The organism is Mesorhizobium sp. M0771, assembly GCF_040320155.1.
GTDB lineage: Bacteria > Pseudomonadota > Alphaproteobacteria > Rhizobiales > Rhizobiaceae > Mesorhizobium.
Genome location: NZ_JAMYPC010000017.1, coordinates 65,994 through 89,265, shown reverse-complemented (window position 1 = coordinate 89,265; position 23,272 = coordinate 65,994). Strand labels below are relative to the sequence as shown.

General features: G+C 63.5%; 24 protein-coding genes and 1 pseudogene. 10 read left to right on the top strand and 15 right to left on the bottom strand.

Features of this window, described 5'->3' with window-relative positions; translation table 11 throughout:
• Positions 1-91 precede the first annotated feature (91 nt).
• Entirely contained in the window at positions 92-2,308 is a 2,217-nt protein-coding gene (locus NKI05_RS23515) for a GumC family protein (RefSeq protein ID WP_023815646.1), read from the top strand.
• A gap of 97 nt (positions 2,309-2,405) precedes the next feature.
• Here NKI05_RS23515 and NKI05_RS23510 read toward each other — a convergent pair whose 3' ends face one another.
• From NKI05_RS23510 to NKI05_RS23485, 6 genes are all read right to left on the bottom strand, one after another.
• Entirely contained in the window at positions 2,406-3,242 is an 837-nt protein-coding gene (locus NKI05_RS23510; protein WP_050594092.1) for a GNAT family N-acetyltransferase, read from the bottom strand.
• 5 nt (positions 3,243-3,247) lie between these two features.
• The gene (locus tag NKI05_RS23505; RefSeq protein ID WP_023815644.1) at positions 3,248-3,994 is read right to left on the bottom strand and encodes an aspartate/glutamate racemase family protein; all 747 of its coding nucleotides are present in this window, start codon (positions 3,992-3,994) and stop codon (positions 3,248-3,250) included.
• Between the two features lie 2 nt (positions 3,995-3,996).
• Positions 3,997-4,815, bottom strand: a complete 819-nt coding sequence (locus tag NKI05_RS23500) for an ABC transporter permease (RefSeq protein ID WP_023669394.1) — start codon at positions 4,813-4,815, stop codon at positions 3,997-3,999.
• Position 4,816: 1 nt separating this feature from the next.
• Positions 4,817-5,728, bottom strand: a complete 912-nt coding sequence (locus tag NKI05_RS23495) for an ABC transporter permease (RefSeq protein WP_023815643.1) — start codon at positions 5,726-5,728, stop codon at positions 4,817-4,819.
• A gap of 237 nt (positions 5,729-5,965) precedes the next feature.
• Positions 5,966-7,255 (bottom strand): ABC transporter substrate-binding protein, encoded by a 1,290-nt coding sequence (locus tag NKI05_RS23490; protein WP_023715413.1) that lies wholly within the window; start codon positions 7,253-7,255, stop codon positions 5,966-5,968.
• 28 nt (positions 7,256-7,283) lie between these two features.
• Entirely contained in the window at positions 7,284-8,384 is a 1,101-nt protein-coding gene (locus tag NKI05_RS23485; RefSeq protein ID WP_352793260.1) for an ABC transporter ATP-binding protein, read from the bottom strand.
• Positions 8,385-8,648: 264 nt separating this feature from the next.
• On the opposite strand from NKI05_RS23485, the gene NKI05_RS23480 reads away from it, so the two are divergent.
• On the top strand, positions 8,649-9,359 hold the full coding sequence (locus tag NKI05_RS23480; RefSeq protein ID WP_023669398.1) for a GntR family transcriptional regulator: 711 nt from the start codon (positions 8,649-8,651) through the stop codon (positions 9,357-9,359).
• A gap of 3 nt (positions 9,360-9,362) precedes the next feature.
• Here NKI05_RS23480 and NKI05_RS23475 read toward each other — a convergent pair whose 3' ends face one another.
• Positions 9,363-10,592, bottom strand: coding sequence for a GNAT family N-acetyltransferase (locus tag NKI05_RS23475; RefSeq protein WP_023682322.1), 1,230 nt, complete (start codon positions 10,590-10,592; stop codon positions 9,363-9,365).
• 91 nt (positions 10,593-10,683) lie between these two features.
• On the opposite strand from NKI05_RS23475, the gene NKI05_RS23470 reads away from it, so the two are divergent.
• Positions 10,684-11,742 carry a polysaccharide deacetylase family protein gene (locus NKI05_RS23470; protein ID WP_023682321.1) on the top strand — a complete coding sequence of 353 codons (1,059 nt, stop codon included), beginning with the start codon at positions 10,684-10,686 and terminating at the stop codon, positions 11,740-11,742.
• A 15-nt stretch (positions 11,743-11,757) separates the two neighbouring features.
• On the opposite strand, the gene NKI05_RS23465 is transcribed toward NKI05_RS23470, so the two are convergent.
• The gene (locus NKI05_RS23465) at positions 11,758-11,973 is read right to left on the bottom strand and encodes a DUF2842 domain-containing protein (protein WP_023669401.1); all 216 of its coding nucleotides are present in this window, start codon (positions 11,971-11,973) and stop codon (positions 11,758-11,760) included.
• Between the two features lie 151 nt (positions 11,974-12,124).
• On the opposite strand from NKI05_RS23465, the gene NKI05_RS23460 reads away from it, so the two are divergent.
• Positions 12,125-13,249 (top strand): COX15/CtaA family protein, encoded by a 1,125-nt coding sequence (locus NKI05_RS23460; RefSeq protein WP_023815642.1) that lies wholly within the window; start codon positions 12,125-12,127, stop codon positions 13,247-13,249.
• 53 nt (positions 13,250-13,302) lie between these two features.
• Here the strand turns inward: NKI05_RS23460 and NKI05_RS23455 are convergent, their stop codons facing one another.
• From NKI05_RS23455 to speB, 3 genes are all read right to left on the bottom strand, one after another.
• On the bottom strand, positions 13,303-14,142 hold the full coding sequence (locus NKI05_RS23455) for an aminoglycoside phosphotransferase family protein (RefSeq protein ID WP_023752923.1): 840 nt from the start codon (positions 14,140-14,142) through the stop codon (positions 13,303-13,305).
• A 61-nt stretch (positions 14,143-14,203) separates the two neighbouring features.
• Positions 14,204-15,130, bottom strand: coding sequence for an N-acetyl-gamma-glutamyl-phosphate reductase (argC, locus tag NKI05_RS23450; protein WP_023669404.1), 927 nt, complete (start codon positions 15,128-15,130; stop codon positions 14,204-14,206).
• 29 nt (positions 15,131-15,159) lie between these two features.
• Positions 15,160-16,161, bottom strand: a complete 1,002-nt coding sequence (gene speB / locus NKI05_RS23445; RefSeq protein WP_023669405.1) for an agmatinase — start codon at positions 16,159-16,161, stop codon at positions 15,160-15,162.
• A gap of 98 nt (positions 16,162-16,259) precedes the next feature.
• Here speB and NKI05_RS23440 point away from each other — a divergent pair.
• Positions 16,260-16,479: pseudogene (locus tag NKI05_RS23440) on the top strand (glycerophosphodiester phosphodiesterase family protein); the annotation flags it as partial.
• A gap of 200 nt (positions 16,480-16,679) precedes the next feature.
• On the opposite strand, the gene NKI05_RS23435 reads toward NKI05_RS23440, so the two are convergent.
• Positions 16,680-17,552: an aldo/keto reductase family oxidoreductase gene (locus NKI05_RS23435; RefSeq protein WP_023689475.1), complete on the bottom strand. Its 873-nt coding sequence runs from the start codon at positions 17,550-17,552 to the stop codon at positions 16,680-16,682.
• A gap of 91 nt (positions 17,553-17,643) precedes the next feature.
• Here NKI05_RS23435 and NKI05_RS23430 point away from each other — a divergent pair, with 91 nt between their 5' ends.
• Entirely contained in the window at positions 17,644-18,543 is a 900-nt protein-coding gene (locus tag NKI05_RS23430) for a LysR family transcriptional regulator (protein WP_023693291.1), read from the top strand.
• Between the two features lie 267 nt (positions 18,544-18,810).
• Here the strand turns inward: NKI05_RS23430 and rpsI are convergent, their stop codons facing one another.
• The 3 genes from rpsI to NKI05_RS23415 form a co-directional block, all read right to left on the bottom strand.
• Positions 18,811-19,293 (bottom strand): 30S ribosomal protein S9, encoded by a 483-nt coding sequence (rpsI, locus tag NKI05_RS23425; protein WP_023669408.1) that lies wholly within the window; start codon positions 19,291-19,293, stop codon positions 18,811-18,813.
• 1 nt (position 19,294) lies between these two features.
• Complete coding sequence (gene rplM, locus NKI05_RS23420) at positions 19,295-19,759, bottom strand: 50S ribosomal protein L13 (RefSeq protein WP_023669409.1); 465 nt, start codon at positions 19,757-19,759, stop codon at positions 19,295-19,297.
• Positions 19,760-19,974: 215 nt separating this feature from the next.
• On the bottom strand, positions 19,975-20,439 hold the full coding sequence (locus tag NKI05_RS23415) for a PaaI family thioesterase (RefSeq protein WP_023689474.1): 465 nt from the start codon (positions 20,437-20,439) through the stop codon (positions 19,975-19,977).
• 145 nt (positions 20,440-20,584) lie between these two features.
• Between NKI05_RS23415 and NKI05_RS23410 the strand changes: the two genes are divergently transcribed.
• Genes NKI05_RS23410 through NKI05_RS23395 form a run of 4 tightly spaced genes read left to right on the top strand, consistent with a single transcriptional unit; the run spans position 20,585 to position 23,149 of the window.
• Positions 20,585-21,406 (top strand): enoyl-CoA hydratase, encoded by an 822-nt coding sequence (locus tag NKI05_RS23410; protein ID WP_023689473.1) that lies wholly within the window; start codon positions 20,585-20,587, stop codon positions 21,404-21,406.
• An 11-nt stretch (positions 21,407-21,417) separates the two neighbouring features.
• On the top strand, positions 21,418-21,840 hold the full coding sequence (locus tag NKI05_RS23405; RefSeq protein WP_023705041.1) for a VOC family protein: 423 nt from the start codon (positions 21,418-21,420) through the stop codon (positions 21,838-21,840).
• 8 nt (positions 21,841-21,848) lie between these two features.
• Complete coding sequence (locus NKI05_RS23400) at positions 21,849-22,631, top strand: AAA family ATPase (protein WP_023689471.1); 783 nt, start codon at positions 21,849-21,851, stop codon at positions 22,629-22,631.
• Positions 22,628-23,149, top strand: coding sequence for a CoA-binding protein (locus NKI05_RS23395; protein ID WP_023815641.1), 522 nt, complete (start codon positions 22,628-22,630; stop codon positions 23,147-23,149). The genes NKI05_RS23400 and NKI05_RS23395 overlap by 4 nt, the downstream gene beginning before the upstream one ends.
• The last annotated feature ends 123 nt before the right edge of the window (positions 23,150-23,272 follow it).

Here is a 23,272-nt window from a genome sequence, read left to right as displayed (position 1 = left end):
AAACCCTAACAGCTGCTTACCGCGATCTTAACGGCTGAGTTACCATAGTTGTTTACGCTACCATCTAGCCTCATGTCCGGAGCAGGAATGCATGTCCGACCAGTCCGCGGCCGCAGATGTCGATGTCGACCTGAGACAGCTCTTCGCCAGCCTGGCGCGGAACTGGCTGCGCATTCTTGTGATCACGCTTCTCGTCACTGGTCTCGCCTTCGCGTTCGCGTGGCTTGCCACGCCGCATTATAAGGCCACGACGCAGCTGAAAATCCAGTTGAGCGAATCGGCCTATACGCGGCCTGCCGGCACCAATGAAGACGACAAACCTGTGCTCGATGCGGAAGGTGTAGCAACCGAGGTTCAGGTCATTTCCTCGTCCGACATTCTCAAGCAGGTGGCTGCCGACCTTAAGCTGGGCGACAAGCCCGAGTTCAACGATGCGCTCGGCATGTCGCCGGTCACCCGGCTCCTGGTCGTTGCCGGGCTGAAGAGCGATCCGGAAGAAATTCCGCTCGAAGAGCGCGTGCTGACGAAGATGCGCGACAAGCTCAATGTTTATGGCGTGGAAAAGACCCGCGTCATCGCCGTCGAATTTTCCTCTGAAGATCCCCAGCTTGCCGCCGACATTCCGAACGCCATTGCCAAGGCCTACCTGGCCTACCAGGCGGATGCCAAGACCAAGTCGAACGCCGCCGCGACCGCCTTCCTCGGGCCGGAAATCGACGATCTGCAGAAGCAGGTCAGGGATGCAGAGGCCAAGGTCGCGGCCTTCCGCTCCGCCCAGTCGGACCTGTTGATGGCTGGCAACAATTCGGTGCTGGCGACGCAGCAATTGTCCGAGCTATCGACCGAACTGTCGCGTGTGCGCGCCAGCCGCGCCTCGGCCGAGGCGACGGCCGAAAGGGTGCGCCAGGCCCTGCAGAATGGCGGTTCGCTGGACGCTGTACCCGAAGTGCTGTCTTCCGATCTGATCCAGCGGCTGCGCGAGCGTCAGATCGAGCTCAGAACCAACATCGCCGATCTTTCCACCACTTTGCTCGACAACCATCCGCGCCTGCGGGCGATGAGGTCGCAGCTAGCCGATCTCGACGGTCAGATCCGCAACGAGGCGCAAAAGATCATGCGCGGGTTGCTGACGCAGGCGCAGACCGCCCAGGCGCGCGAAAACCAGCTGATATCGGACGTCAACAAGCTGAAAGCGGCGTCGTCGCGCGCCGGCGAGGAGCAAGTCCAGCTGGATGCGCTGCAGCGTGAGGCGAACGTCCGGCGCCAGCAGCTTGAATCCTATATGGCGAGCTTCCGCGAAGTGTCCTCGCGCAAAAACTATCTGCCGGTCGATGCCAGCGTGTTTTCCGAGGCGCGCGTGCCGTCGGAACCCTATTTCCCCAAGCTCGTGCCGATCGTCGGCGCCGCCTTCGTCGGCTCGCTGGTTCTGATGTCGGTCATCACGCTGCTGCAGGAGCTGTTTTCGGGCCGCGCCATGCGTCCGGCCCCAGGGGCGCGCTTCGAGCGTATCGAGCAGGTTGCGATGCCGGCAATGTCGGCGCCGGTAGTCGACCCGGAACCGGCTCCTGAGGTCGTGGAAGTGGACGATCAGCCGACGACCGTGGAGTCTGAACTGGCGCCAAAGCCCGAGCCGGCTCCTGCAGTGCAGGAGGACGCAGCGATCGCCGGTTCCGAACCGCAAGCCGAACCTGAACCTGTCCGCTCCAGCCTTGGCGAGATCGATGTCGAGAAGGCGGCGGAGAAGCTGATCGCCAGCGGTGCTGCGCGCGCCATCTTCGTCTCGCCCGAAGGCGATGAGGCCGCGGCCTCGGCAGTGCTGGTAGCGCGCGAAGTCTCCGACGCCGGCCTGCGCGTGTTGCTGCTCGACCTGACCGCATCGGGCGCGGCGTCGCGGCCGATGCTGGACAGCGGACTTTTCCCCGGCATCACCAATCTGCTCGCTTCCGAGGCGCAGTTCAGCGACGTCATTCACGCCGACCTCTATTCCGACTGCCATGTCGTTCCCGTCGGCACCGCCGATCCGGTTCGCGCCATGCGCGCCGCCGACCGGCTGCCGATCATCATGCAGTCGCTGACCACCGCCTATGATCTGGTCATCGTCGAATGCGGACCGGCCGATGCGCAAGGCATCAGCCGACTGGTCGGCGACAGCACCGAGGTCTTCATGTCCATGCTGCAGGCGGACGATGAGGTGGCGCAGGCCGCCGTCGAGCTGATCGAAAGCGGCTATCCCGACCTCACTCTGGTGACGCCGATCGGCCACGAGACGCCGGGTAACCCCGTGCCGGGACGACGTAGCGCCGCCTGAGACATCAGACAATTCAACTTAGGCGGCGCTACTACGGATCGGCTCGTCCATCGCCGCCGGCTCCCGAAAAACCAAGCCTGTCAGTCGGCGCCGGGATCTACCCCAACTCCAGGGTCGTCACGCCAAATATTCGGCGCGAGTCGACCTTCGGAGGCGGGCCCTTGTACATGCGCGTGGTGGTGAAGGTCGGCCTGAAACCAATCGCTGCAAGCGCCTTGGTGAAATCGAAATTTTCGGCAGGAACGTCGATATGCAGGTCGCCACCTTCGCATGCGGCAGCCAGACTGCCCATGAGCTGCATCGCCGTCTCGGTGTCGTGGGCAAACAGCGGGCCGATCTTGTAACCCGAACGGCAGGGACGAGCCACGGCGTAGCCTATGGTGCCGAGTGAACTGATCGCGGCGAACCCGCAATGCGGCGGCTGCGCCCAGCGGTGCAGGAAGGCTCGTCGAGGCGCGGGGAAACAGCGGGCGTCATAGGCGATGATGTCGGGCACGAGTTGCGTGGTTATCATGCGCACCCCTTCGCTTCGGACGGGCGGGGTCGCGATACGGCCGCTGAAGCGGATGGTTTCGTATGCCGAGTTAAAACCGGTGCGGCGATAATTCGCCAGCTGCGCGGCGACGCCGTCGAGGCCGACCGTTCGGCCGGCCAGCCTGGCCATGCCCGCATTCCAGACTGCTTTGCCATGGCCTTTGCCGCGCATGTCTGGTCGGCAGATGTAGAGACCGATGAAACCGAAATTGCCGCCATAGGCGACAGCCGAGATGGCGGCGGTCATCTCGTTGTCGACAAAAGCGCCGATGAACCCTTCAGGATCGGTTGGCCGGAACGCGGCGGCATCGTCAAGGCCAGGGTTCCAGCCTTCAGCCGCCGCCCAGTCGATGAGAACGGTCAGTTCCGGCGGAGACAATGCGCGGACGGTAGGCTTCATAGCGTTCACTCCGCGGCGATCACCCCCGGCGAGAAGGATTTCAGCACGCCGCGATAGGGCTTGGCCAGCGGACTGGCATAGGCGCCGCGCTTCGAGGTCGACAGGCCCAATGCGATCAGCGCCTCGGCCTGTTTGAGGGCGGCGCCGACGCCGTCGATGACGGGCAGGTCGAACTCTTGCTGCAACCGGTGTGCCAGGTCGGCCATGCCGGCGCAGCCGAGCACGATGGCCTCGGCGCGGTCTTCCGCTATGGCGCGGGCGATCTCGGCGCGCAGTTTCTCGACAGCGCCGGAAGCAGCGTCTTCAAGCGAGAGTACGGGAATGTCGGCGGCGCGCACGCGCGCGCGCCCGGCCATGCCGTAGCGCTGCACCAGCCCCTCGACAGGGACACGCGAGCGTTCGGTGGTCGTCACCACTGTGAAGCGCTGGGCAATGTAGGAGGCGACACCGAGTGCGGCCTCGCAGATGCCGATGACCGGAATGGAGGCCATGGCGCGTGCCGCATCCAGGCCGGTATCGTCGAAGCAGGCGATGATGGCGGCCTGAGCCCCGGCACGTTCGCCGGCGGCGATCTCCATCAAGAGGCCGGGCACGGCCAATGCCTCGTCATAATAGCCCTCGATCGAGGCCGGGCCCATCGAGGAGGTGACCGCGATCACCTCGGTCCCGGCGCCGGCAACGCCGCGCGCCGCCGCCGCGATCGTCTCGGTCATGCTCGCCGTTGTGTTGGGGTTCACCACCAGTATCTGCACAATCAAACCCTGGCCCGCCTGCGGCCAACATAGAGGATGGCGCCCAGTGTGGCCAGGATCACCAGGAAGGAGAACACGGTGGTCACCGTGCCCAGCGCGTAGAGCACCGGCGTCGTGACATTGGTGGTCATGCCGTAGATCTCGAGCGGCAGCGTGTTGAAGGTGCCCGACGTCATCAGCGTGCGGGCGAACTCGTCATAGGACAGCGTGAAGCCGAACAGGCCGACGCCGATCAGGCTCGGCGCGATCATCGGCAGCACGACATGGGCGAAGGTCTGCCAGGAGTTGGCGCCCAGGTCACGCGCGGCTTCCTCATAGGCGGGCGAGAAGCGGTTGAAGACGGCGAACATGATGAGCACGCCGAAGGGCAAGGTCCAGGTCAGGTGCGCGCCGAAGGCGGACGTGTACCAGGCCGGGCGGAAGCCGACCTGCTGGAAGACGACGCCGATGCCGAGCGAAATGATGATCGAGGGCACTACGAGGCTGGCGACCGCCAGGTAGAACAAAGCGGTGGCGCCACGAAATTTTTGCCGGAAAGCGAGCCCTGCCAGCAGCGACACGACGACGGTGACGATCATCACCATGAGGCCGAGCACGAGCGAGCGCTTGAAGCTGCCGCCGAAATCGCCGACCGCCTGGCGCTCGAACAGATTGGCGAACCAGTGCAGCGACACGCCATTGAGCGGGAAGGTGAGGCCGCCGGTCTCGCCTTGGAAAGAAAGGATCAGGATCGCCGACAGCGGGCCGTAGAGGAACAGCACGAACAGAGTGAAGAAGACCGCAAGCACATAGAATTCGAGGGTGCGTTTTTCGTGGCTCACCTCAAAGCTCCTTGCGGATGTCGACGATGCGCAGGATGCCCGCGACCATCAACAGTACCAACACCAGCAACACTACGGCATTGGCGGCGGCTGCGGGATACTGCAGCAGCGACATCTGGTTCTTCATCATCAGTGCGACCGACGCGCTCTGGCCGCCCGACATCACCTGCACGGTGGAGAAATCGGCCATCACCAGCGTGACGACGAAGATGGTGCCGATCGCCATGCCGGGCTTGGCCAGCGGGATGACGACGTTCCACAAGACCTGCCAGGCGGACGCGCCGGCATCGCGCGCGGCCTCGACCAGCGAGCGGTCGATGCGCATCAGCGTGTTGAAGATCGGCGTTACCATGAACAGCGTGTAGAGATGCACCATGGCCAGCACCACGGCGAATTCCGAATAGAGCAGCCATTCGATGGGTTTTGGCACCAGCCCCACTTGCACCAGCGTCGAGTTGATCAACCCGTTGCGGCCCAGCACCGGGATCCACGAGATCATGCGGATGATGTTGGAGGTCAGGAACGGCACGGTGCAGACAAGGAACAGCACCATCTGCATGGCCGTGGTGCGGATATGGAAGGCGAGGAAATAGGCCACCCAGAAGCCGATGAACAAGGTCAGCGCCCAGACGATGGCAGCGAATTTGATGGTGTTGAGATAGGTCTTCCAGGTGACCCACGATCCCAGCACGTCGGAATAGTTCGTCGTCAGGAAATCCGGATACATGGCGGCGAAGTCATAATCCCAGAAGGAGACGACGACGATCATGATGATTGGCAAGAGCAGGAACGCACCGAGGATGAGCGCCAGCGGCGCCGATTGGAGGTAGGGCGTGACGGCACTGATGGAGAAGCGCCGGCGTCTGGCGGGCTTGGCTGCTGCGATGGCGGGGCGTTCGAGCGCGACTGTCATTGGGAAAATCCTCCGCGTGATCGCGATGACTTGCGATCCTTCGCGCCCCCCTCTGTCCTGCCGGACATCTCCCCCACGAGGGGGGAGATCGAACTCTCATAACGGCCTTCGCCAAACTCCAACGTTGCTAACGAAGAGCCAGCCATGACGCTGCCAATCTCCCCCCAAGTGGGGGAGATGTCCGGCAGGACAGAGGGGGGCGCGAAGGATCGCAACATCACAGTGAACGCGTCCGCTCTACGCCGCGATGAACTCGTTCCAGCGCTTCACCATGTAGCGGTCCTCGTCCATGACCGAGTTCCAGCAGGCGACCTTGCCCATGCGCTCTTCGAACGAGCCGCCGTCGCGCACGGCGCCGGCCTTTTCCATGACGGTGCCGTCCGGCGCCTTGATCTCGCCCTTGGCCGGCTTGCCTTCGATCCAGTAGCCCCATTCGTCGTCGGACATGAACTTCTTGGCCGAGACCATATTGGCGGAATAGTAGCCCTGGCGGTTGAGATAGCCGCCGACCCAGCCCGACGTATACCAGTTGATGTATTCGTAGGCCGCGTCGAGTTCGGCGCCCTTGAGATGGGCGGCAAGGCCAAGGCCGCCGCCCCATGAGCGGTAGCCCTCCTTGAGCGGCTGGAAGCGGCAGGCGATGCCTTTGGAGCGCACGGCAGCGACGGCCGGCGACCACATCGACTGGATGACCACTTCGCCCGATGCCATCAGGTTGACGCTCTCGTCGAACGACTTCCAGAAGGCGCGGAACTGGCCGGCCTGCTTGGCCTTGATGAGGAAGTCGATCGTCTTGTCGATCTCTTCCTTGGTCATGTTGCCCTTGTCGGCATATTTGATGCTGCCTGTGGCCTCCATGATCATGGCCGCATCCATGATACCGATGGACGGGATGTTGAGGATCGCGGTCTTGCCCTTGAAGGCCGGGTCCATGATGTCGGCCCAGGTGGTGATGTCGCGGCCGACGAGGTCGGGCCGGATGCCTAGCGTATCGGCGTTGTAGATCGTCGGCACCATGGTGAACCACTTGGTCGGCGCCTTGGCGAAGGTCTTTGAGTCCTGCGCTTCGACATAGCCGACCGTGTGCGGCGCGGTGCCCTGGGCAATGATGCTGTCGGGCGTCAGCTTGCCGGTTTTGAACAACGGCACCAGCTCGTCGTAGTATTTCAGCTTACTGACATCCATCGGCTGCAGCACGCCGCTCGGGAACACCTTCTTGCAGATCCAGTATTCGATGTCGGCGATGTCATAGCTGTCGGGCTGGGTCACGGCGCGCTGGGCGGCCGCGTCCGAATCGGTCGCCGTCATTTCCAGCGTGATGCCGAGGTCGGCCTTGCACTTGTCGGCGATCGCGTTCAGGTTCGACACGCCGGTGCCGAACTGGCGCAGCGTGATGTTGGACTGCGCCCAGATGGTCGGGAAGCCTGTAATGGCGCCCGAGCCTGCGGCGAGGCCGACGGCGGCCGCACCTGTCTTGAGCAACGAACGGCGCGAAATTCCGGTCTTTGTTTCTACTGTTTTTGTCATTCCTATTCCCCTGTTTTGTTTTGCGAACTCATGAATGAAGGCGCCCGAGGACGATGGCGTCCTCGGAATCCCAGGCGAGCGGTACGGCGCCGCCAAGGGCGACGGGTTTGGCGAAGAAGTCGGAATCGTCGATGATGACCGTGAAATCGTCGATGCCGGCACCGGTGACCGACAGCTTCACCGTGGCGCCGCGATACTCGATGTTGGAGACGATGCCGGTGAAGCCGAGGCCGGGAGAGGGTGCTTCGCCGATGCGCACATGGTCGGTGCGGATGGCGATGTCGATCGGCGTGCCCACCTCCTGGCCCGCCTCCCGGCCTTGCCCGCGGGCGGCGAGCGAGGCGCCACCATTGACGTCGAAGACGACCATGCCGTCGCGCGCGCCGGTGACCCGGCCGGAGATGACATTGTGGTCGCCCATGAAGCGCGCGACGAAGGCGGTGGCCGGCCTTTCGAACACATCTCGTGGCGGCGCAGCCTGTTCGATGCGGCCGTCATTCATCACCACGATCAGGTCCGCCAATGCCATGGCCTCCTCCTGACTGTGGGTGACGTGGACAAAGGTGATGCCGAGCGAGGTCTGCAATTTCTTCAGCTCGGCGCGCATGCGTATCTTCAGGAACGGGTCGAGTGCCGACAGCGGCTCGTCGAGCAGCAGCGCCTCGGGATCGGTGATCAGAGCGCGGGCGAGTGCAACACGCTGCTGCTGGCCACCGGAAAGCTGCGCCGGCCGGCGCGTCGCATAGGCCTCCATCTGCATCAGCTTGAGCATGTCGAGCGCCTTGGCACGGCGCTGCTCCTTGTCGACGCCCTTCATCTTCAGGCTGAAGGCGACATTGTCGACAAGGTCGAGATGAGGAAACAGCGCATAGGACTTGAACATCATCGCCGTGCCACGCTTTGCCGGCGGCAGGTCGGTGACGACAATGTTGCCGAGGCGGACATCGCCCGACGAAATGCTTTCGTGGCCGGCGATCATGCGCAGCGTCGAGGTCTTGCCGCAGCCGGAGGGGCCAAGCAAGCAGCAATAGGTGCCTGCCGGTATTTTCAGGCTGATGGCCTCGACGGCAGTCGTCGTTCCGTACACTTTCGAAACGGACACGATGTCGATCTCGGCGGCTTTGGACATTCAGGCTTCCCCGTTTGGTCGCATTACCCAATGCATTATGCGTGCCAATCGGCGGCAACCGGCCCAAGCGTTTGAATCGACAGAAAAATCGGGGTTCTTGCCCACTGCCTAGCCGGTAGGCTATCTTGTGCATTGCACAAATTATGGGCGATTGTGCGCGATCTGCACAAGAATCGTATGCAATCTTTTTTGGCTTCGTGTCCACTTTGCCTCTCGTGCGCAGGCGACGAGTTGCGCTAGAAGAGGCTGGGAACCATCATCGCCATGAACATTGCCGATCAGATCCATTCCGCCGACAGCGCCAACCAGGATCGCGCCCAGGCGATTCGCGACAATCTGCGGGACGCCATCGTCGACCGTCGGCTGACGCCCGGCACCAAGCTGTCGGAAGGCGAGGTCGGCACGCTGTTCGACGTCTCGCGCACCGTCGCGCGCGCGGCGCTGCAGATGCTGTCCTTCGAGGGGCTGGTGCGTACCGAGCGCAACCGTGGCGCCTTCGTCGCCAACCCTTCGCCCGAGGAAGCGCGCCAGGTGTTCGCATCGCGCCGGCTGATCGAGCCGGGCATAGCCATTGCCGCCTGTGGGCGGGTCACAGCCACCGATATCGCTGCGTTCCGCGCGCAGCTCGACGAGGAAGGCCGCTTCATCGCCGAGCGCGGCCCAACCGCGCGGCGCTCCGAAATCAAGGCGTCGGGCGATTTCCATCTGCTGCTCGCCTCCGTCGCCGGCAATGCCATCCTGCAGCGCTTCATGGAGGAGCTGGTGGCGCGTTCGTCGCTGGTGATCGCCCTTTACGGACGATCCGGGGTGTCGGCCTGCGGGCACAGTGAGCACACGGAAATGGTCGGCGCGCTGGAGAGCGGCGATTGCGGGTTGGTGAGCCGGCTGATGCTGCACCATATCGACCACATCGAGGCGGATCTCGACCTGCGGGTCAGGGCCGGCCCGGCGCTCCGCGAAGCGCTGAATTTCTGAACGCTAGTTTTCGTCGTCCGTGGGAGCGGGCGCTGCCTGTCCGGCGGCCTTGCGGCGCAGCATCTTGGTCAGTTTCCAGACCGTCGGGTTGTTCTTGATGAAGGCTTTCGCCCGTGCGCCCTGCCGCAGCGCCGACGCCAGGGCGCGTCCCTTCAGCGTCAGGGGCGCCAGCACCTCGAAATGCTGGGTCTCGATATCGCACCAGAGCCGCTTGTAGGGCTCGTCGCCGACCGAGAAATCATAGACATCGAAGCCTGTTTGGCAGGCTTCCTCGATGATGTCGAAGAAAAGGAAATCGCCGGGGCTGGTGTGGCCGAGATCGTCCTCGGCGATGGCGCCGAATTCGCAGATCAGGCGTTTGCCCGAGCGGCTCGAGCCGGTGATTGCGCGCAGCTTGCCGGCCACTTCGAGCCCATGCAGCACAAAGGCCGGTTTCTCCTCGGCCAGCGCGCCGGCGAAGAGGGCACGGAAGAAAGCCCGCACCTCCGGCTCGCCGAAGACATTGGCGATGCCCATCTTGGCGAAGCGGAACTCCTTCATCTCGAAGAAAGCGTCGAGCAGCCGGTTCACGTCTTCCGGTGTCTGCGCCTCGATGCGGCGATGAACGCCGACCGCCTCGAACTTGCGTGTCTGCGAACGGTGCTTCTTGCGCTTGCGCTTGCCGCCCACACGCGACAGCAGCACATCGAAACCACCGTCGAGATTGACGGCGAGCGACAGGTTTGGGCTCGGAAAGTTGGAGAACGCCGCCAGCGGATTGGCAACGCCATCGAGGTCGGGGAGCAGCCTTTCCAAGGCAACGAGATCGATGTCGGGGCGCGCCTTGCCGATCGCCGTCACCAGCCTGCGGATCCCCCCGGCATCGGCCTTTGCCAGCCATGCCGGATCGGCGGCGGCGAAATTGCCGTTGGCATGGCGCCCGCCCATGAAGCGGGCGACGCGGAATGGACCAGTTCGCGTGATTTCCAGTGCCAGTGCAAAGACCGGCCTGTCCTCGATTGTCAGCGTGGCGACGACCGCATCGGGATTGGCCTGCGCCGTCCAGGCATGAACCCAGGCCGCGCTTTGCGCCGGCGCAAACAGCGCCGAACGGCAGAATTCGCCGTAAGAGGCGAGCGCGGCAGCATCTGCGATCGACACCGACAGACTGGTCTGGTCGGCAGCCGGCGCACGCGCAGACGCCTTGCTTGCGGCGAGCCGATTGCCGTCAAATGACGCGGTGGCGTCAACCATACCTCAATCCTTAAGGCGTATTCGTCGCGATCAGGAGTTCGCGTCGGCGCGTTCCGTGCTTGGATCGAGCCTAGGCGCAAAAGGTGAATGAATGATCGACGGTGGTGAGGCAGTTCGGAAACTGGCGCTTAATATCGCCCGCTTTACCGGCCTTGCACCGCTGGCCAAGCCGTTCGTCGGCGGCATTGGCGCAATCCTCATGTTGCATCGGGTCACCGCCACGCCGGAGAAGCCGGACGGCGTCAACCGCCACCTCAACATCGCCCCGCGATTCCTCGACGCTCTCGTCGCCGACATGAAGGCGAGGGGCTATGCCTTCGTCACCCTCGACGAGGCGATCGAGCGCATCAAGGCCGGCGGCAAGGACGGCCAGTTCGCCACCATCACCGCCGACGACGCCTATCGCGACAACATGACCGAAGCGCTGCCAGTGCTGGAAAAGCACGACGCGCCGATCACCATCTATGTCGCGCCGGGTCTGATCGACGGCAGCGCCGATTTATGGTGGGACGTGGTCGAGGATATCGTCAACGCGCGGGAGCGTTTGACGCTGGCGACGCCGAAGGGGCCGGTGACCATCGACTGCTCGACCCACGGCAAGAAACTCCACGCCAATGCGCGTCTGCATGCCTATCTGACGCTCGAGGTGCGCGAGGAGGATCAGCGCGCTGTGCTGCGCGATCTGGCGCGCTCGAACGGCATCGACCTCGATGGCTTGCGCCCAAGCACGCTAATGACTTGGGACGATATCCGCGCCGTGGCCGGGCACAGGCTGGTGACGATCGGCGCGCATACGGTCAACCACCGCAATCTGAAGCGGCTCGACGAAGCCGATGCGCGCCATGAAATCGTCGACGTCAGGCGCCAGCTGCAGGCGCAGCTCGGCGAAGACCCCCGTCATCTCGCTTACCCCTATGGTTACGCCAGCGCTGTCGGCTGCCGCGAAGTGGGCTTTGCCCGCGACGCCGGCTACGCCTCGGCGGTGACCACTCGCCACGGCGTGCTGCACGCCGAACATGCCGGCTTCCTGCACGCGCTGCCGCGCATTTCGATCAACGGCCGCTACCAGAGTGTCGCCCATATCCGCACCATGTTGTCGGGCGTGACGACGCCGCTGGCCAATGCCGGCAAAATGGTCGTCACCATCTGACCTGGGTCGGGCGCTTCAGCCTTTCGGCGGCGGCTCCAGGATCAGCCATTTGATGATGCCCATCGCAGGCAGCACCCAGAACAGGCCGCTGAACAGGAAGAACAGGAAATGCACCAGCGGGCTGGATTGCGACAGCTGCGCGACCGCTATGATCGACGCGACCAGCGCATAGATGATGACCAGCGCCACCAGTAGGAAGGTTCCGATCAGCTTTTTCAGGCGGATGGGCATGAGCGTTCTCGTTGATCGCCTCCGCTTAGGCCCAACCGGGGGCGCGTGCAACCCGTGACTTGCGGCGCGACGGCGTGCCGCGCCGTCCGGTCTTGTCAGCCGGGTTGCGATGGTTCACCAATCCGCCACGTCAACCTGCCGGGACCAACCCATGGCCGCCATATCAGCCGCCGCGCCTTACATTGACCGCGATCGCGATCTGCAAAACCGGGCTCTGCTGCGCGGCTGGCTTTATGTCGTGCTTCTGGTGCTGTTTGCGCTGGTGCTGGTCGGCGGCGCCACCAGGCTCACCAATTCCGGCCTGTCGATCACGCAGTGGAAGCCGATCCACGGCGTGATACCGCCGCTCAACGACGCCGAGTGGCAGGAGGAGTTCCAGCTCTACCAGAAGATTCCGCAATATGCCGAGCTCAACAAGGGCATGAGCCTGGACGCCTTCAAATCGATCTTCTGGTGGGAGTGGGCGCACCGTATCCTGGCGCGCAGTGTCGGCCTGGTCTTCGGCCTGCCGCTGCTGGTCTTGTGGGCGACGCGCCGCATCGAGCGCGGCCTTGGGCCAAAGCTGGTCGGTATTCTGCTGCTTGGTGGCCTTCAAGGCGCCATCGGCTGGTGGATGGTGGCCTCCGGCCTGATCGACCGGATCTCCGTCAGCCAGTACCGCCTGGCCACGCATTTGACGCTTGCCGCCCTGATCTTCACCGCCACCATGGTGGTCGCGCGCGGGCTGGCGCCGCATTCGGAGCCTGCCGCCGACCGGCCGACACAAAGGCTGGCCGGCTTCATCGTGCTGCTGGTGCTGGTCCAGATCTATCTCGGCGGCCTGGTCGCAGGGCTCGACGCCGGCCTGAGCTACAACACCTGGCCGCTGATGGACGGCAAGGTGATCCCGTCAGATTTGCTTCTGCTCGAGCCGGCCTGGCGCAACTTGTTCGAGAACCCGAAGACGGTGCAGTTCGTCCACCGACTGGGCGCCTACACGGTCTTTGCCGTCGCGCTCTGGCACATGATCGCGACACGCCGGCGTTTACCAGGCACGACACACGCACGCCGCGCGACGCTGCTGTTTCTGCTGGTGCTGGTCCAGGCCTCGATCGGCATCGGCACGCTGCTGATGCAGGTGCCGCTGCACATGGCGCTGACCCATCAGGCCTTCGCGCTTGTCCTGCTGGGATTTGCCGCCGCCCACTGGCGCGGCAACAAGGGCGCCTATCCACTGCCAACGCGGCCGCCCATGAACGCAGGTACATCGTCTACGGTGTCTTGGCCGTCGCAATAATCTATTTCGCGAACGAACTGCCTCGCTACGTCTAACGCGCGAGGCTGCGCCGGTCAGAAGCTGAGCCGCACCTTTCGGATCACTCCCGCAACCGACAGCTCGCGGTTCTCGTCGACCGCATTCTCGTCCTCATGATGCCATGCGGCCGACAGGCAGCCATAGGCGATGGCATGGTCGAGAGTGGCAGCCGGCGTCTGGCCGAGTGTCCTGGCGAAGATCTCGGCCATATGCGCGATGCGCTCGGGATCGAGGCAGAGGTCGTCGCGCCCCAGTGGGTTGTAGAACAGATTGGCGGCGTCGAAGCCGGGATCGCCGAGCACGCCCTTCGGGTCGATCGCCAGCCAGCCGCGCGCACCGTGCAAAATGTTGTCGTGATGCAGGTCGCCATGCAGCGGCTTGACCGCATGCGGGGCATCGAGCAGCCGGTCCGCGATTTCGGCGGCCTCGATATAGAGGCTGTGCTCTCCGGCGTCGCGATCGGCTCCGGCCTTTTTGAACAGGCTGGCAAACCGTGTCCGCAGCGGCTGCAGGTCCGGCGGGTCAGGGTGTCTTGTGGGCGAGAACAGTCTCCCCATCAACTCGGCCGCGATTGCGGTCGCGGGGTTGTCGCCTTCTTTGGCCAGAACGTCGGAAAGCAGGGTGTCGCCGGCATATTCGAGCAGCATGCGGTGGCCGTCCCGGCCAAGCAGCCGCACCGCGCCTTCGCCGCGCCGCCATGCGAGATAGTGCTCGCCGCGCAACTCGTCCTCGACATCGTCGAATGGTTTGAGCGCCTTGACGATGGCCGGCGAGCCGTCCTCACGCCGCACCTTCCAGATGCGGCTCGAAAACGTCTCCGCAATGAGCTCGGGCGCGCTGATCTTCCAGCGCTTTGGAAATGCAGGCGCGTCCATTCAGAGCGTGATGCCGAAAAGTGTTAAGCGGTTTTCGGGCAACATGCTCTCTCCAACTGAATTAAAGGCCGAGCATCAGATCCATGTTCTGAACGGCAGCACCCGAGGCGCCCTTTCCGAGATTGTCATAGACCGCAATCAGCAGCGCCTGCGCCCTGTCGTCATTGGCAAAGACATAGACCTTCATGCGGTTGGTGCCGTTATAGACCTCGGGATTGATCTCGGGCAGGCGCTCCACGTGCTCGTAAGGAGCTACCTCGACCACGCCGCCCTTGATGGCGGCAAAATGGTCGGCGATTGCCGCGTGCAGTTCGGCGCCGGCCGGCACATGGTCGAGCCCGCCGAGCTGCAGCGGCACCACTGTGATCATGCCTTGGGCGAAATTGCCGACCGCCGGCTGCATGATCGGATCGTGCGACAGCTTCGCATAGGTGCGCAGCTCCGGCACATGCTTGTGCTGCAGGGTCAGCCCATAGACCTGGAATTCAGAGGCATCCTCGCCCTTGGCGACATAGTCCTCGATCATCGGCCGGCCGCCGCCCGAATAGCCCGAAATGCCATTGACGGTGATCGGGAAATCCGCCGGCAGCAGGCCGGCGGCGACCAGCGGCCGCAGTGTCGCGATCGGTCCTTGCGGCCAGCAGCCGGGATTGGCGACGCGTTTTGCATTGGCGATGATCTTGGCCTGGCCCTTTTCCATCTCGGCAAAGCCATATTCCCAGCCCTCGGCTACGCGATGCGCCGTGGAGGCGTCGATCACCTTGGTGGTGTCGTTGGCAATCAGCGATACGCTTTCCTTGGCAGCCGCATCCGGCAGGCACAGGATGGCGACATCGGCTGCATTGAGGAACTCGGCGCGCGCCGCCGTTTCCTTGCGGCGCTCGGCCGGGATCGAGATGATCTCGAGGTCGCCGCGCTCGGCCAGCAGCGCCCGGATCTGCAGGCCGGTGGTGCCGTGTTCGCCATCGATGAAGATTTTCGGTTTCATGTGCCCGTCAATTCCCTGCTAATTCAGGCCTATATGCCCTGGCCATGGTTTGCCGCGCCATGGTTGCCGCTGTTCAGCTCTTCCGCCCGCGCTTTTCGCTCGGCCACCAGGCCGAGATAGTGCATGGCCACCATCGAGCCGGCGATCGCCGTTATATCGGCGTGATCATAGGCCGGCGCAACCTCGACGACGTCGGCGCCGACAATATCGACTTGGCCGAGCTGGCGCAGCGTCGACAGGATTTTCGCCGAGGACGGTCCGCCGGCAACCGGCGTGCCGGTGCCGGGCGCAAAGGCCGGGTCGAGGCAGTCGATGTCGAAGGTGAGATAGGTCTTCCTGCCGCCGGTGCGGTCGACGATCGCATAGGCGATGTCGGAAGCCCGCATCTCCTCGATCTCGTGACCGTAAAGGATCTTGATGCCGAACGTATCGGGGGCATGCGTGCGGATGCCGATCTGGATCGAACGATCAGGATCGATGATGCCCTCATTGACGGCGCGCCCGACGAACGAACCGTGGTCGATGCGCTTGCCATCGTCAGGCCAGGTGTCCTGATGCGCGTCGAACTGCACCAGCGCCAGCGGCCCATGGATGGCGGCATGCGCCTTGAGCAGCGGCCAGGTGACGAAATGGTCGCCGCCGAGCGACAACAGGAAGGCACCCGATTTCAGGATCTTCGCCGCCTCGCGCTCGATCGTGCCTGGTGTCTTCTGGTGATTGCCCGAATCGAGCAGGCAATCGCCATAGTCGATGACGGCGAGATGCTCGAACAGGTCGCGCGAGAACGGATATTGCGGGTCGTTGTCGAGGATCGCCGAGGCGCGGCGGATCGCCTGCGGCCCGAAGCGCGCGCCCGGCCGGTTGGTGACGGCGGCATCGAACGGAATGCCCCACACGACGGCGTCCGCGCCCTTTGCATCCTTGGTGTATTTGCGCCGCATGAACGACAGCGCGCCGGCATAGGTCGGCTCGAAGGAAGGCCCCGTCTTGGAGCGGGCGGTGAACGCGTTGTCGATGGTCTGGTTCGCCATTACGGGTCCTTCTTTGTTCATCGGGCTGCCACAACTACAGAACCGGCACGCAAGATGCCAGTCACAGCTTGGCGAAGGACTTGTATCGCCAAGGTGCAAGGCCCGGCGGCTTCCTCTCCGGCGGCTGCGGCGATGAACTGGCGGTGCAGGCCGGCATGCCGGCCGAGACCACGGTTTCTGGGCCGAACGCGGCGCCACCATCATCCAGACCGACGAACCGAAGGCTGCCATTGGCTGGCTGGGGGCCAACGGGTTTAGGGTGCCTTATGTGGATGAGGCGAAGCCGGCCGAGCCGCGAATACGGCGAGTATCAATTAGAAATCGTACGTCGGCGCCATCACCCCACCCGGCGCTGCGCGCCGACCTCCCCATCGAGGGGAGGTAGGGCGTTGGCGCTTTAGATTCCGACAGTCGTAGCGATTGCGAGGCATGCAAGGCTGCCGCGACCTCCTACCTCCCCTCGATGGGGAGGTCGCGCCGAAGGCGCGGGTGGGGTGACAGCGCCGCCCGCAAAATCTTCACGCCGCTTTCGCCACCCCATCCAATTCCCTTAGCACATCGGCCGACAGCTCCAGTTCCGCCGCCGCCAGGTTCTCTCTCAAATGCCCGATCGACGACGTCCCCGGGATCAGCAGGATGTTCGGCGAGCGGCGCAGCAGCCAGGCGAGCGCAACCTGCAAGGGTGTGGCGCCGAGCCGCGCGGCCACATCCGACAAGGTCGACGACTGCAGCGGGCTGAAACCGCCGAGCGGGAAGAACGGCGTGTAGGCGATACCGGCGCGCGCCAGTTCATCGATCAACCCGTCGTCGTCGCGATGCGCCAGATTGTACTGGTTCTGCACGCAGACGATCTCGGCGATCCCACGGCCTTCCTCGACCTGCGCTGGGGTGACGTTGCTCAGGCCGATATGGCGCACCAGACCCTTGCGCTGCAGTTCGGCAAGCGCGGTCAACTGCGGCTCGATCGAGCCCTCGGCGGGACCCATCACCCCGAACATGATGCGCAGATTGACGACATCCAGCACCTCAAGACCGAGATTCCTGAGATTATCGTGCACGGCCTGCTCAAGTTCCTTGGCGGAATAGGCAGGCAGCCATGAGCCGTCGCTGCCGCGCCGCGCCCCGATCTTTGTGACGATGACGAGGTCTTGCGGATAGGGCGCCAGCGCTTCGCGGATCAGCTGGTTGGTGACATGCGGGCCATAATAGTCGCTGGTGTCGATGTGGTTGACCCCGGAGGCCACCGCTTCGCGCAGCACTGCAATGGCCGCGTCATGATTCTTCGGCGGACCGAAAACGTGCGGGCCGGCAAGTTGCATGGCGCCGTAGCCGAGCCGTTTCACGGTGTGGCTGCCGAGGGTGAATGTGCCGGATTTTTGGATGGTGGACATGGTCGGTCTCCTTTGAGGAGGCGAAGATAGACGCTGCTCAACCTCGGGATAATAAGGTACAATCCGTACAGCTTGTGCGGAATGGCGAACAATGATGGACCTTGGCGATCTGAACGCTTTCGTGACGGTGGCGCGTGCCGGCGGCTTTCGCGAAGGGGCTCGCGCCGGCGGCGGCAGCGCGTCGGGCCTGAGCGAAGCGGTGCGCCGCCTGGAGACGCAGCTCGGCGTCAGGCTGTTCAACCGCACGACACGCAGCGTCGTTCCGACCGACGCAGGTCTCAGCCTGCTCGGACGGCTTGGCCCGGCGCTGTCGGAGGTGGAGGCGGCCCTCGACGTGGTCAATGGCTTTCGCGACAGGCCGGCTGGTTCGCTGCGCCTCAACGTCCCGGTCAGCGCCGCGCGGCTGATATTGCCCGACATCGTTCCGGGCTTCCTCGCCGCCTATCCCGGCATTCGGCTGGAGGTCATCGCCGATGAGAACTTCGTCGACGTGCTGGCGGCGGGCTGCGACGCCGGCATCCGCTATGACGAGCGACTGGAGCAGGACATGATCGCGGTGCCGATCGGACCGCGCGTCCAGCGCTTCGCCACTGGCGCCAGCCCCGCCTATCTCGAGCGCCATGGGCGGCCGCAGCACCCGAGCGACCTGCTTGGCCATGCTTGTCTGCGCGGTCGTTTTGCCAGCGGTGCGATGCTGCCGTGGGAATTCGAGCGCGACGGCGAGGTGGTGCGTGTCGACACGACGGGGCCGTTGATCGTGCGGATCGGCGGGGCGAGCGATCTTGCCGTCCATGCGGCCATTGCCGGCAGCGGCATCGTCGCTCTCTTCGAGGGCTGGCTTCGCCCTCACTTCGAAAGCGGCGCCCTGGAGCCCGTGCTCGAACCGTGGTGGCAGAGTTTTCCCGGACCATTTCTGTACTATCCCGGACGGCGTCTGGTTCCAGCGCCGCTACGGGCGTTTATCGATTACATCAAGGCCGGCAAGTTCTGAGACTTGAACCGAGGCCGGCGCCATCACCCCCCCCGGCGCTGCGCGCCGACCTCCCCATCGAGGGGAGGTAGGGTGCCGCGTTTTTATGGTCGAACTGGTTTGCTAGCCGCTGGACCATCGTGGATTGTCCGGGCGGCAAAACTGCCGCGACCTCCTACCTCCCCTCGATGGGGAGGTCGGCGCGCAGCGCCGGGTGGGGTGACTGCCGAGACCCAAAAGAAAAGGCCGCCCGGAGGCGGCCTTTCGATGTCTGGAACGTCGCAGCGCTTAGCGCTTCGAGAACTGGAAGGAACGACGGGCCTTCGCCTTGCCGTACTTCTTGCGCTCGACGACGCGGCTGTCGCGGGTCAGGAAGCCGCCCTTCTTGAGCACGGCGCGCAGTGCCGGCTCGTAGTAGGTCAGCGCCTTGGAAATGCCGTGACGAACGGCACCGGCTTGGCCGGAGAGGCCGCCGCCGATGACGGTGGCGACGATGTCGTACTGGCCGGCGCGGTTGGAAGCGATGATCGGCTGGTTGAGGATCATCTGCAGGACCGGACGCGCGAAATAGGTCGCGAATTCCTTGTCGTTGACGACGATCTTGCCCGAACCCGGCTTCACCCAGACGCGGGCGATGGCGTTCTTGCGCTTGCCGGTGGCATAGGCGCGGCCCGACTTGTCGAGCTTCTGGACATGGACGGGTGCTGCCGGCTGGGTGTTGGTGTTGCCGGTGGCGGCGCCCAATTCTGCGAGCGAGGAAAGCTCAGCCATCTTATGCAACCTTCTTGTTCTTGGCGTTCAGCGCGCCGACGTCGAGGGTGACGGGCTGCTGGGCGACATGCGGATGTTCCGTGCCTGCATAGACGCGGAGGTTCTTCATCTGGCGACGGCCGAGCGGCCCGCGCGGGATCATGCGTTCGACGGCCTTCTCGACGACACGCTCGGGGAAACGGCCCTCGAGCAGCTGGCGCGCGGTGCGCTCCTTGATGCCGCCGGGGTGACCGGTGTGCCAGTAATAGACCTTGTCGGTGAACTTCTTGCCGGTGAACACCACCTTGTCGGCATTGATGACGATGACGTTATCGCCGTCGTCGACATGCGGGGTGAAGGTGGGCTTGTGCTTGCCGCGAAGATGATTGGCGATGACAGTGGCGAGACGGCCGACGACGAGACCCTCGGCGTCGATCAGCACCCACTTCTTCACCACATCCGCAGGCTTCTGCGAAAAGGTTGCCATGGATTTCTGCTTTCAATTTTGACCTTCCGAAGAAGGCGTTTCTTGTTGCTTGGATTGGCGACAAGGCACTTGCCCGCCGCCAATAACAAAACGGCGGCCTTTGCGGGCCGCTGCTTCGTGACGGCTTATAGGCGAGGGGAGTGGGCACGTCAAGGCGCAGGAAACGCACGTCTGCTCGCAAAGTGTAATAAAAACAAAGGTTTGACCAAAAGGTATTATTTTACCACATCGGCGGCGCGCTTCGGCGGGATCGAATAGGTGCCGGTCGCATGCGCTACCGTGTGTTCCCTCGGTCCGCCGACGATGTCGATATCGAACACCATCAGGCTCTTGCCCAGCTTTAGGATGCGGCAATGGCCGTCGATCGGGCCGGCCTCGGCCTTGCGGACGAAATTGATGTTGAGGTTGACGGTAACCGAAAGCGCATCCGGCCCGGCATGGCTGAGCACGCAGACATAGCCGCCAATGTCGGCCAGCGTGAACAGCGACGGACCCGATACCGTGCCGCCGGGACGCAAATGCCGTTCGTTGGCGTTGAGCCGCACAGTGCAGCCGCCAGGGAAAACGTCGAGCGCCTCATACGACGTGAACTCGTCGTTGAGCTGCGGGTAGACGCTGGCCATCAGCGCATTGACTTCAGCCGCCGTCAGCACCGGCTTGAGATTATCCTGGGCGGGCATGTCGGTCTCTCGTTCTATGCCGGGCCTGTATGAACGCAATGATGCGCTTCTGGCAACACCTTGGCGCAAGCGATGGGTGTTGATGAAACTCGATCCGATATTAGATAGTCTGGCGGCGCCCGGCGGAATCGCGGAGACCCTTGTCATGGCCGAAATCCTTTCGATCAAACCTGTTGCCATAGACGGGCCGGTCATCGCCGGGCTGGACAAGGGCGTGCTGCGCCTGACGCTCGCCAATCCGCCCGCCAATGCCTTGTCGCTTTCCGTCATGGCGGCATTGAGCGCCGAGCTCGACCGTGCCAAGGCCAACAAATCGGTCCGCGTCATCGTCTTGGCGGCCGCCGGGAAAGTCTTCTGCGCCGGTCACGATCTCAAGGAAATGACCGCGCGCCGCGCCGACGCCGACAAGGGCAAGGGGTTTTTCGAGCAGACATTTTCGGCTTGCGCGGCGTTGATGCAGCAGATCGTGCGCCATCCGCTCCCGATCATCGCCGAAGTCGATGGCCTAGCCACCGCTGCGGGGCTGCAACTGGTTTGCAGTTGCGACCTCGCCATTGCCTCGCATGAAGCGACCTTCTGCACGCCGGGCGTCAATATCGGCCTGTTTTGTTCGACGCCGATGGTGGCGCTGTCACGCAACGTGTCTCACAAGCACGCCATGGAAATGCTGCTCACCGGCGAGACCATCGATGCCGCAACCGCCAAGGAATTCGGCCTGGTCAACCGCGTCGTGCCGCGCGAATACCTGAATCAGATCGTCACCAAATACGCGCAAACCATTGCCTCCAAATCATCTCTGGTGGTCAAGACCGGCAAGGAAGCCTTTTACGCGCAGGCCGAGATGGGGTTGGCGGACGCGTATGCCTATACCGGCCGCGTCATGGTCGAGAACATGCTGGCCCGCGACGCCGAGGAAGGCATCGGCGCCTTCATCGGCAAGCGCAAACCGGAATGGACGGACGAATAGGTTTTCGATCCATGGAACCGCGCATCTCCATCATCACCATCGCCACCGACGATCTCGAGCGCGCCGTGCGCTTTTACGAAGGCATGGGCTTGAAGCGCCACGCCGGCATCACCGATGGCGTCGCCTTCTTCCAGATGGGCGGCGCCATTCTCGGCCTGTTCCCGAGGCCAAGCGCCGAGGAGGATTCAGGCATTGCCTTCGCCGCAGCACCGTCGGCGGTCTACCTCGCCTACAACGCCCGCTCCGATGCCGAAGTCGACGACGTGCTGGCGGCCGCCGAGAAGGCCGGCGGCAGGATCGTCAAGCCGGCAGGCCGCGCCTTCTGGGGCGGCTGGTATGGATATTTCGCCGATGCCGACGGCCATGTCTGGGAAGTCGCACACAATCCGGCCTTCCCGATCGCGGATGACGGCACCATCTCGCTGCCGGACTGAGCGTCCGCATGGGCTATCGCAAGCAACTGACCCGGCTTAAGGCGCCTTATCTCAAACGCATCCTGATTGACCCCGAGCGCGTGGAAGATTGGGAAAAATATCCATGGAACCTGCCGCTGTTTCGCGGCCGTGAATTCGAGATCGAATTCACCACGCCGATCACCATCATTGTCGGTGAAAACGGCACCGGCAAATCGACACTGCTGGAAGCCATCGGCGCGCTGGCCGGTTACGACGAGGCCGGCGGCGGCAAGGGCTATCGTCCGGTCGATCATTCCATCGCCATCGACAAGAGCGGTGCGGCACTGGCGAATACATTCCGCGGCCACTGGCTGCCAAAAGTCACCGCCGGCTGGTTCTTTCGTGCCGAATCTTTTTACTCGGTCGCGCGCTATCTCGACCAGGCGGCACTCGAAGACCCGTTCGGACCGCCGCCGCCGGACTTTCTATCGTGGTCGCATGGCGAAGGGTTCATTCGCTTTTTCGAGGAGCGCTGCCGCCGGCAAGGCATCTACATCCTCGACGAGCCCGAAAGCGCGCTGTCGCCGTCGCGGCAGATCGAATTGTTGAAGATGCTGCGGCGCATGGACCGGTCAGGCACGGCGCAAGTGATCATGGCGACGCATTCGCCGCTGCTGATGGCTTGTCCCGGCGCGCGGCTCTTCCGCATCAGCCGTTTCGGCCTCGACCCCACAGATTTCACCGATACCGATCATTTTCGCATGATGCGCGACTTCTGCACGGACCCGCAGTCCTTTATGGAGGAAGCACTGAGGGAGACCGACGAGTGAATCACGATAGCTACGACAATGCCTATATCGGCGGCATCCTCAATTCTGTGAAGACCATCGCCATGGTCGGCGCGTCGGCCAACGATGTCAGGCCGAGCTTTTTCGTGCTGAAATATCTGCTGGCCAAGGGCTTTTCGGTGTTTCCGATCAATCCTGGGCAGGCCGGCAAGGAAATCCTCGGCCGCATGACCTATGCCAGCCTTGCCGATCTGCCGGAGCCGGTTGACATGGTCGACATCTTTCGCGCCTCCGCAGCGGTGCCCGGCATTGTCGATGAGGTGCTGAAGCTCGACCCCTTGCCGAAAGTCGTCTGGATTCAGCTTGGCGTGCGCGATGACGAGGCGGCGACGCGTGCCGAGGCGGCCGGTATCAAGGTGGTGATGAACCGCTGCCCGAAGATCGAATATGGCAAGCTGTCGGGCGAGATTGGCTGGACCGGCGTCAACTCCGGTGTGCTGTCGTCGAAGAAGCCGCTGATGCGGTCGGGATTCCAGAGTTTCGGTGTGCGCCAGAAGTAAGGCAGTGAATGGTGAATGGTGAATAGAAGGATTTTCCTGGAAGCCGGGTAAAGCCGCATATGAGCGGCTTGCAATCAAGGTGGGACTGGCCGACTTTGCGACCACCATTTATCGCTCACCATT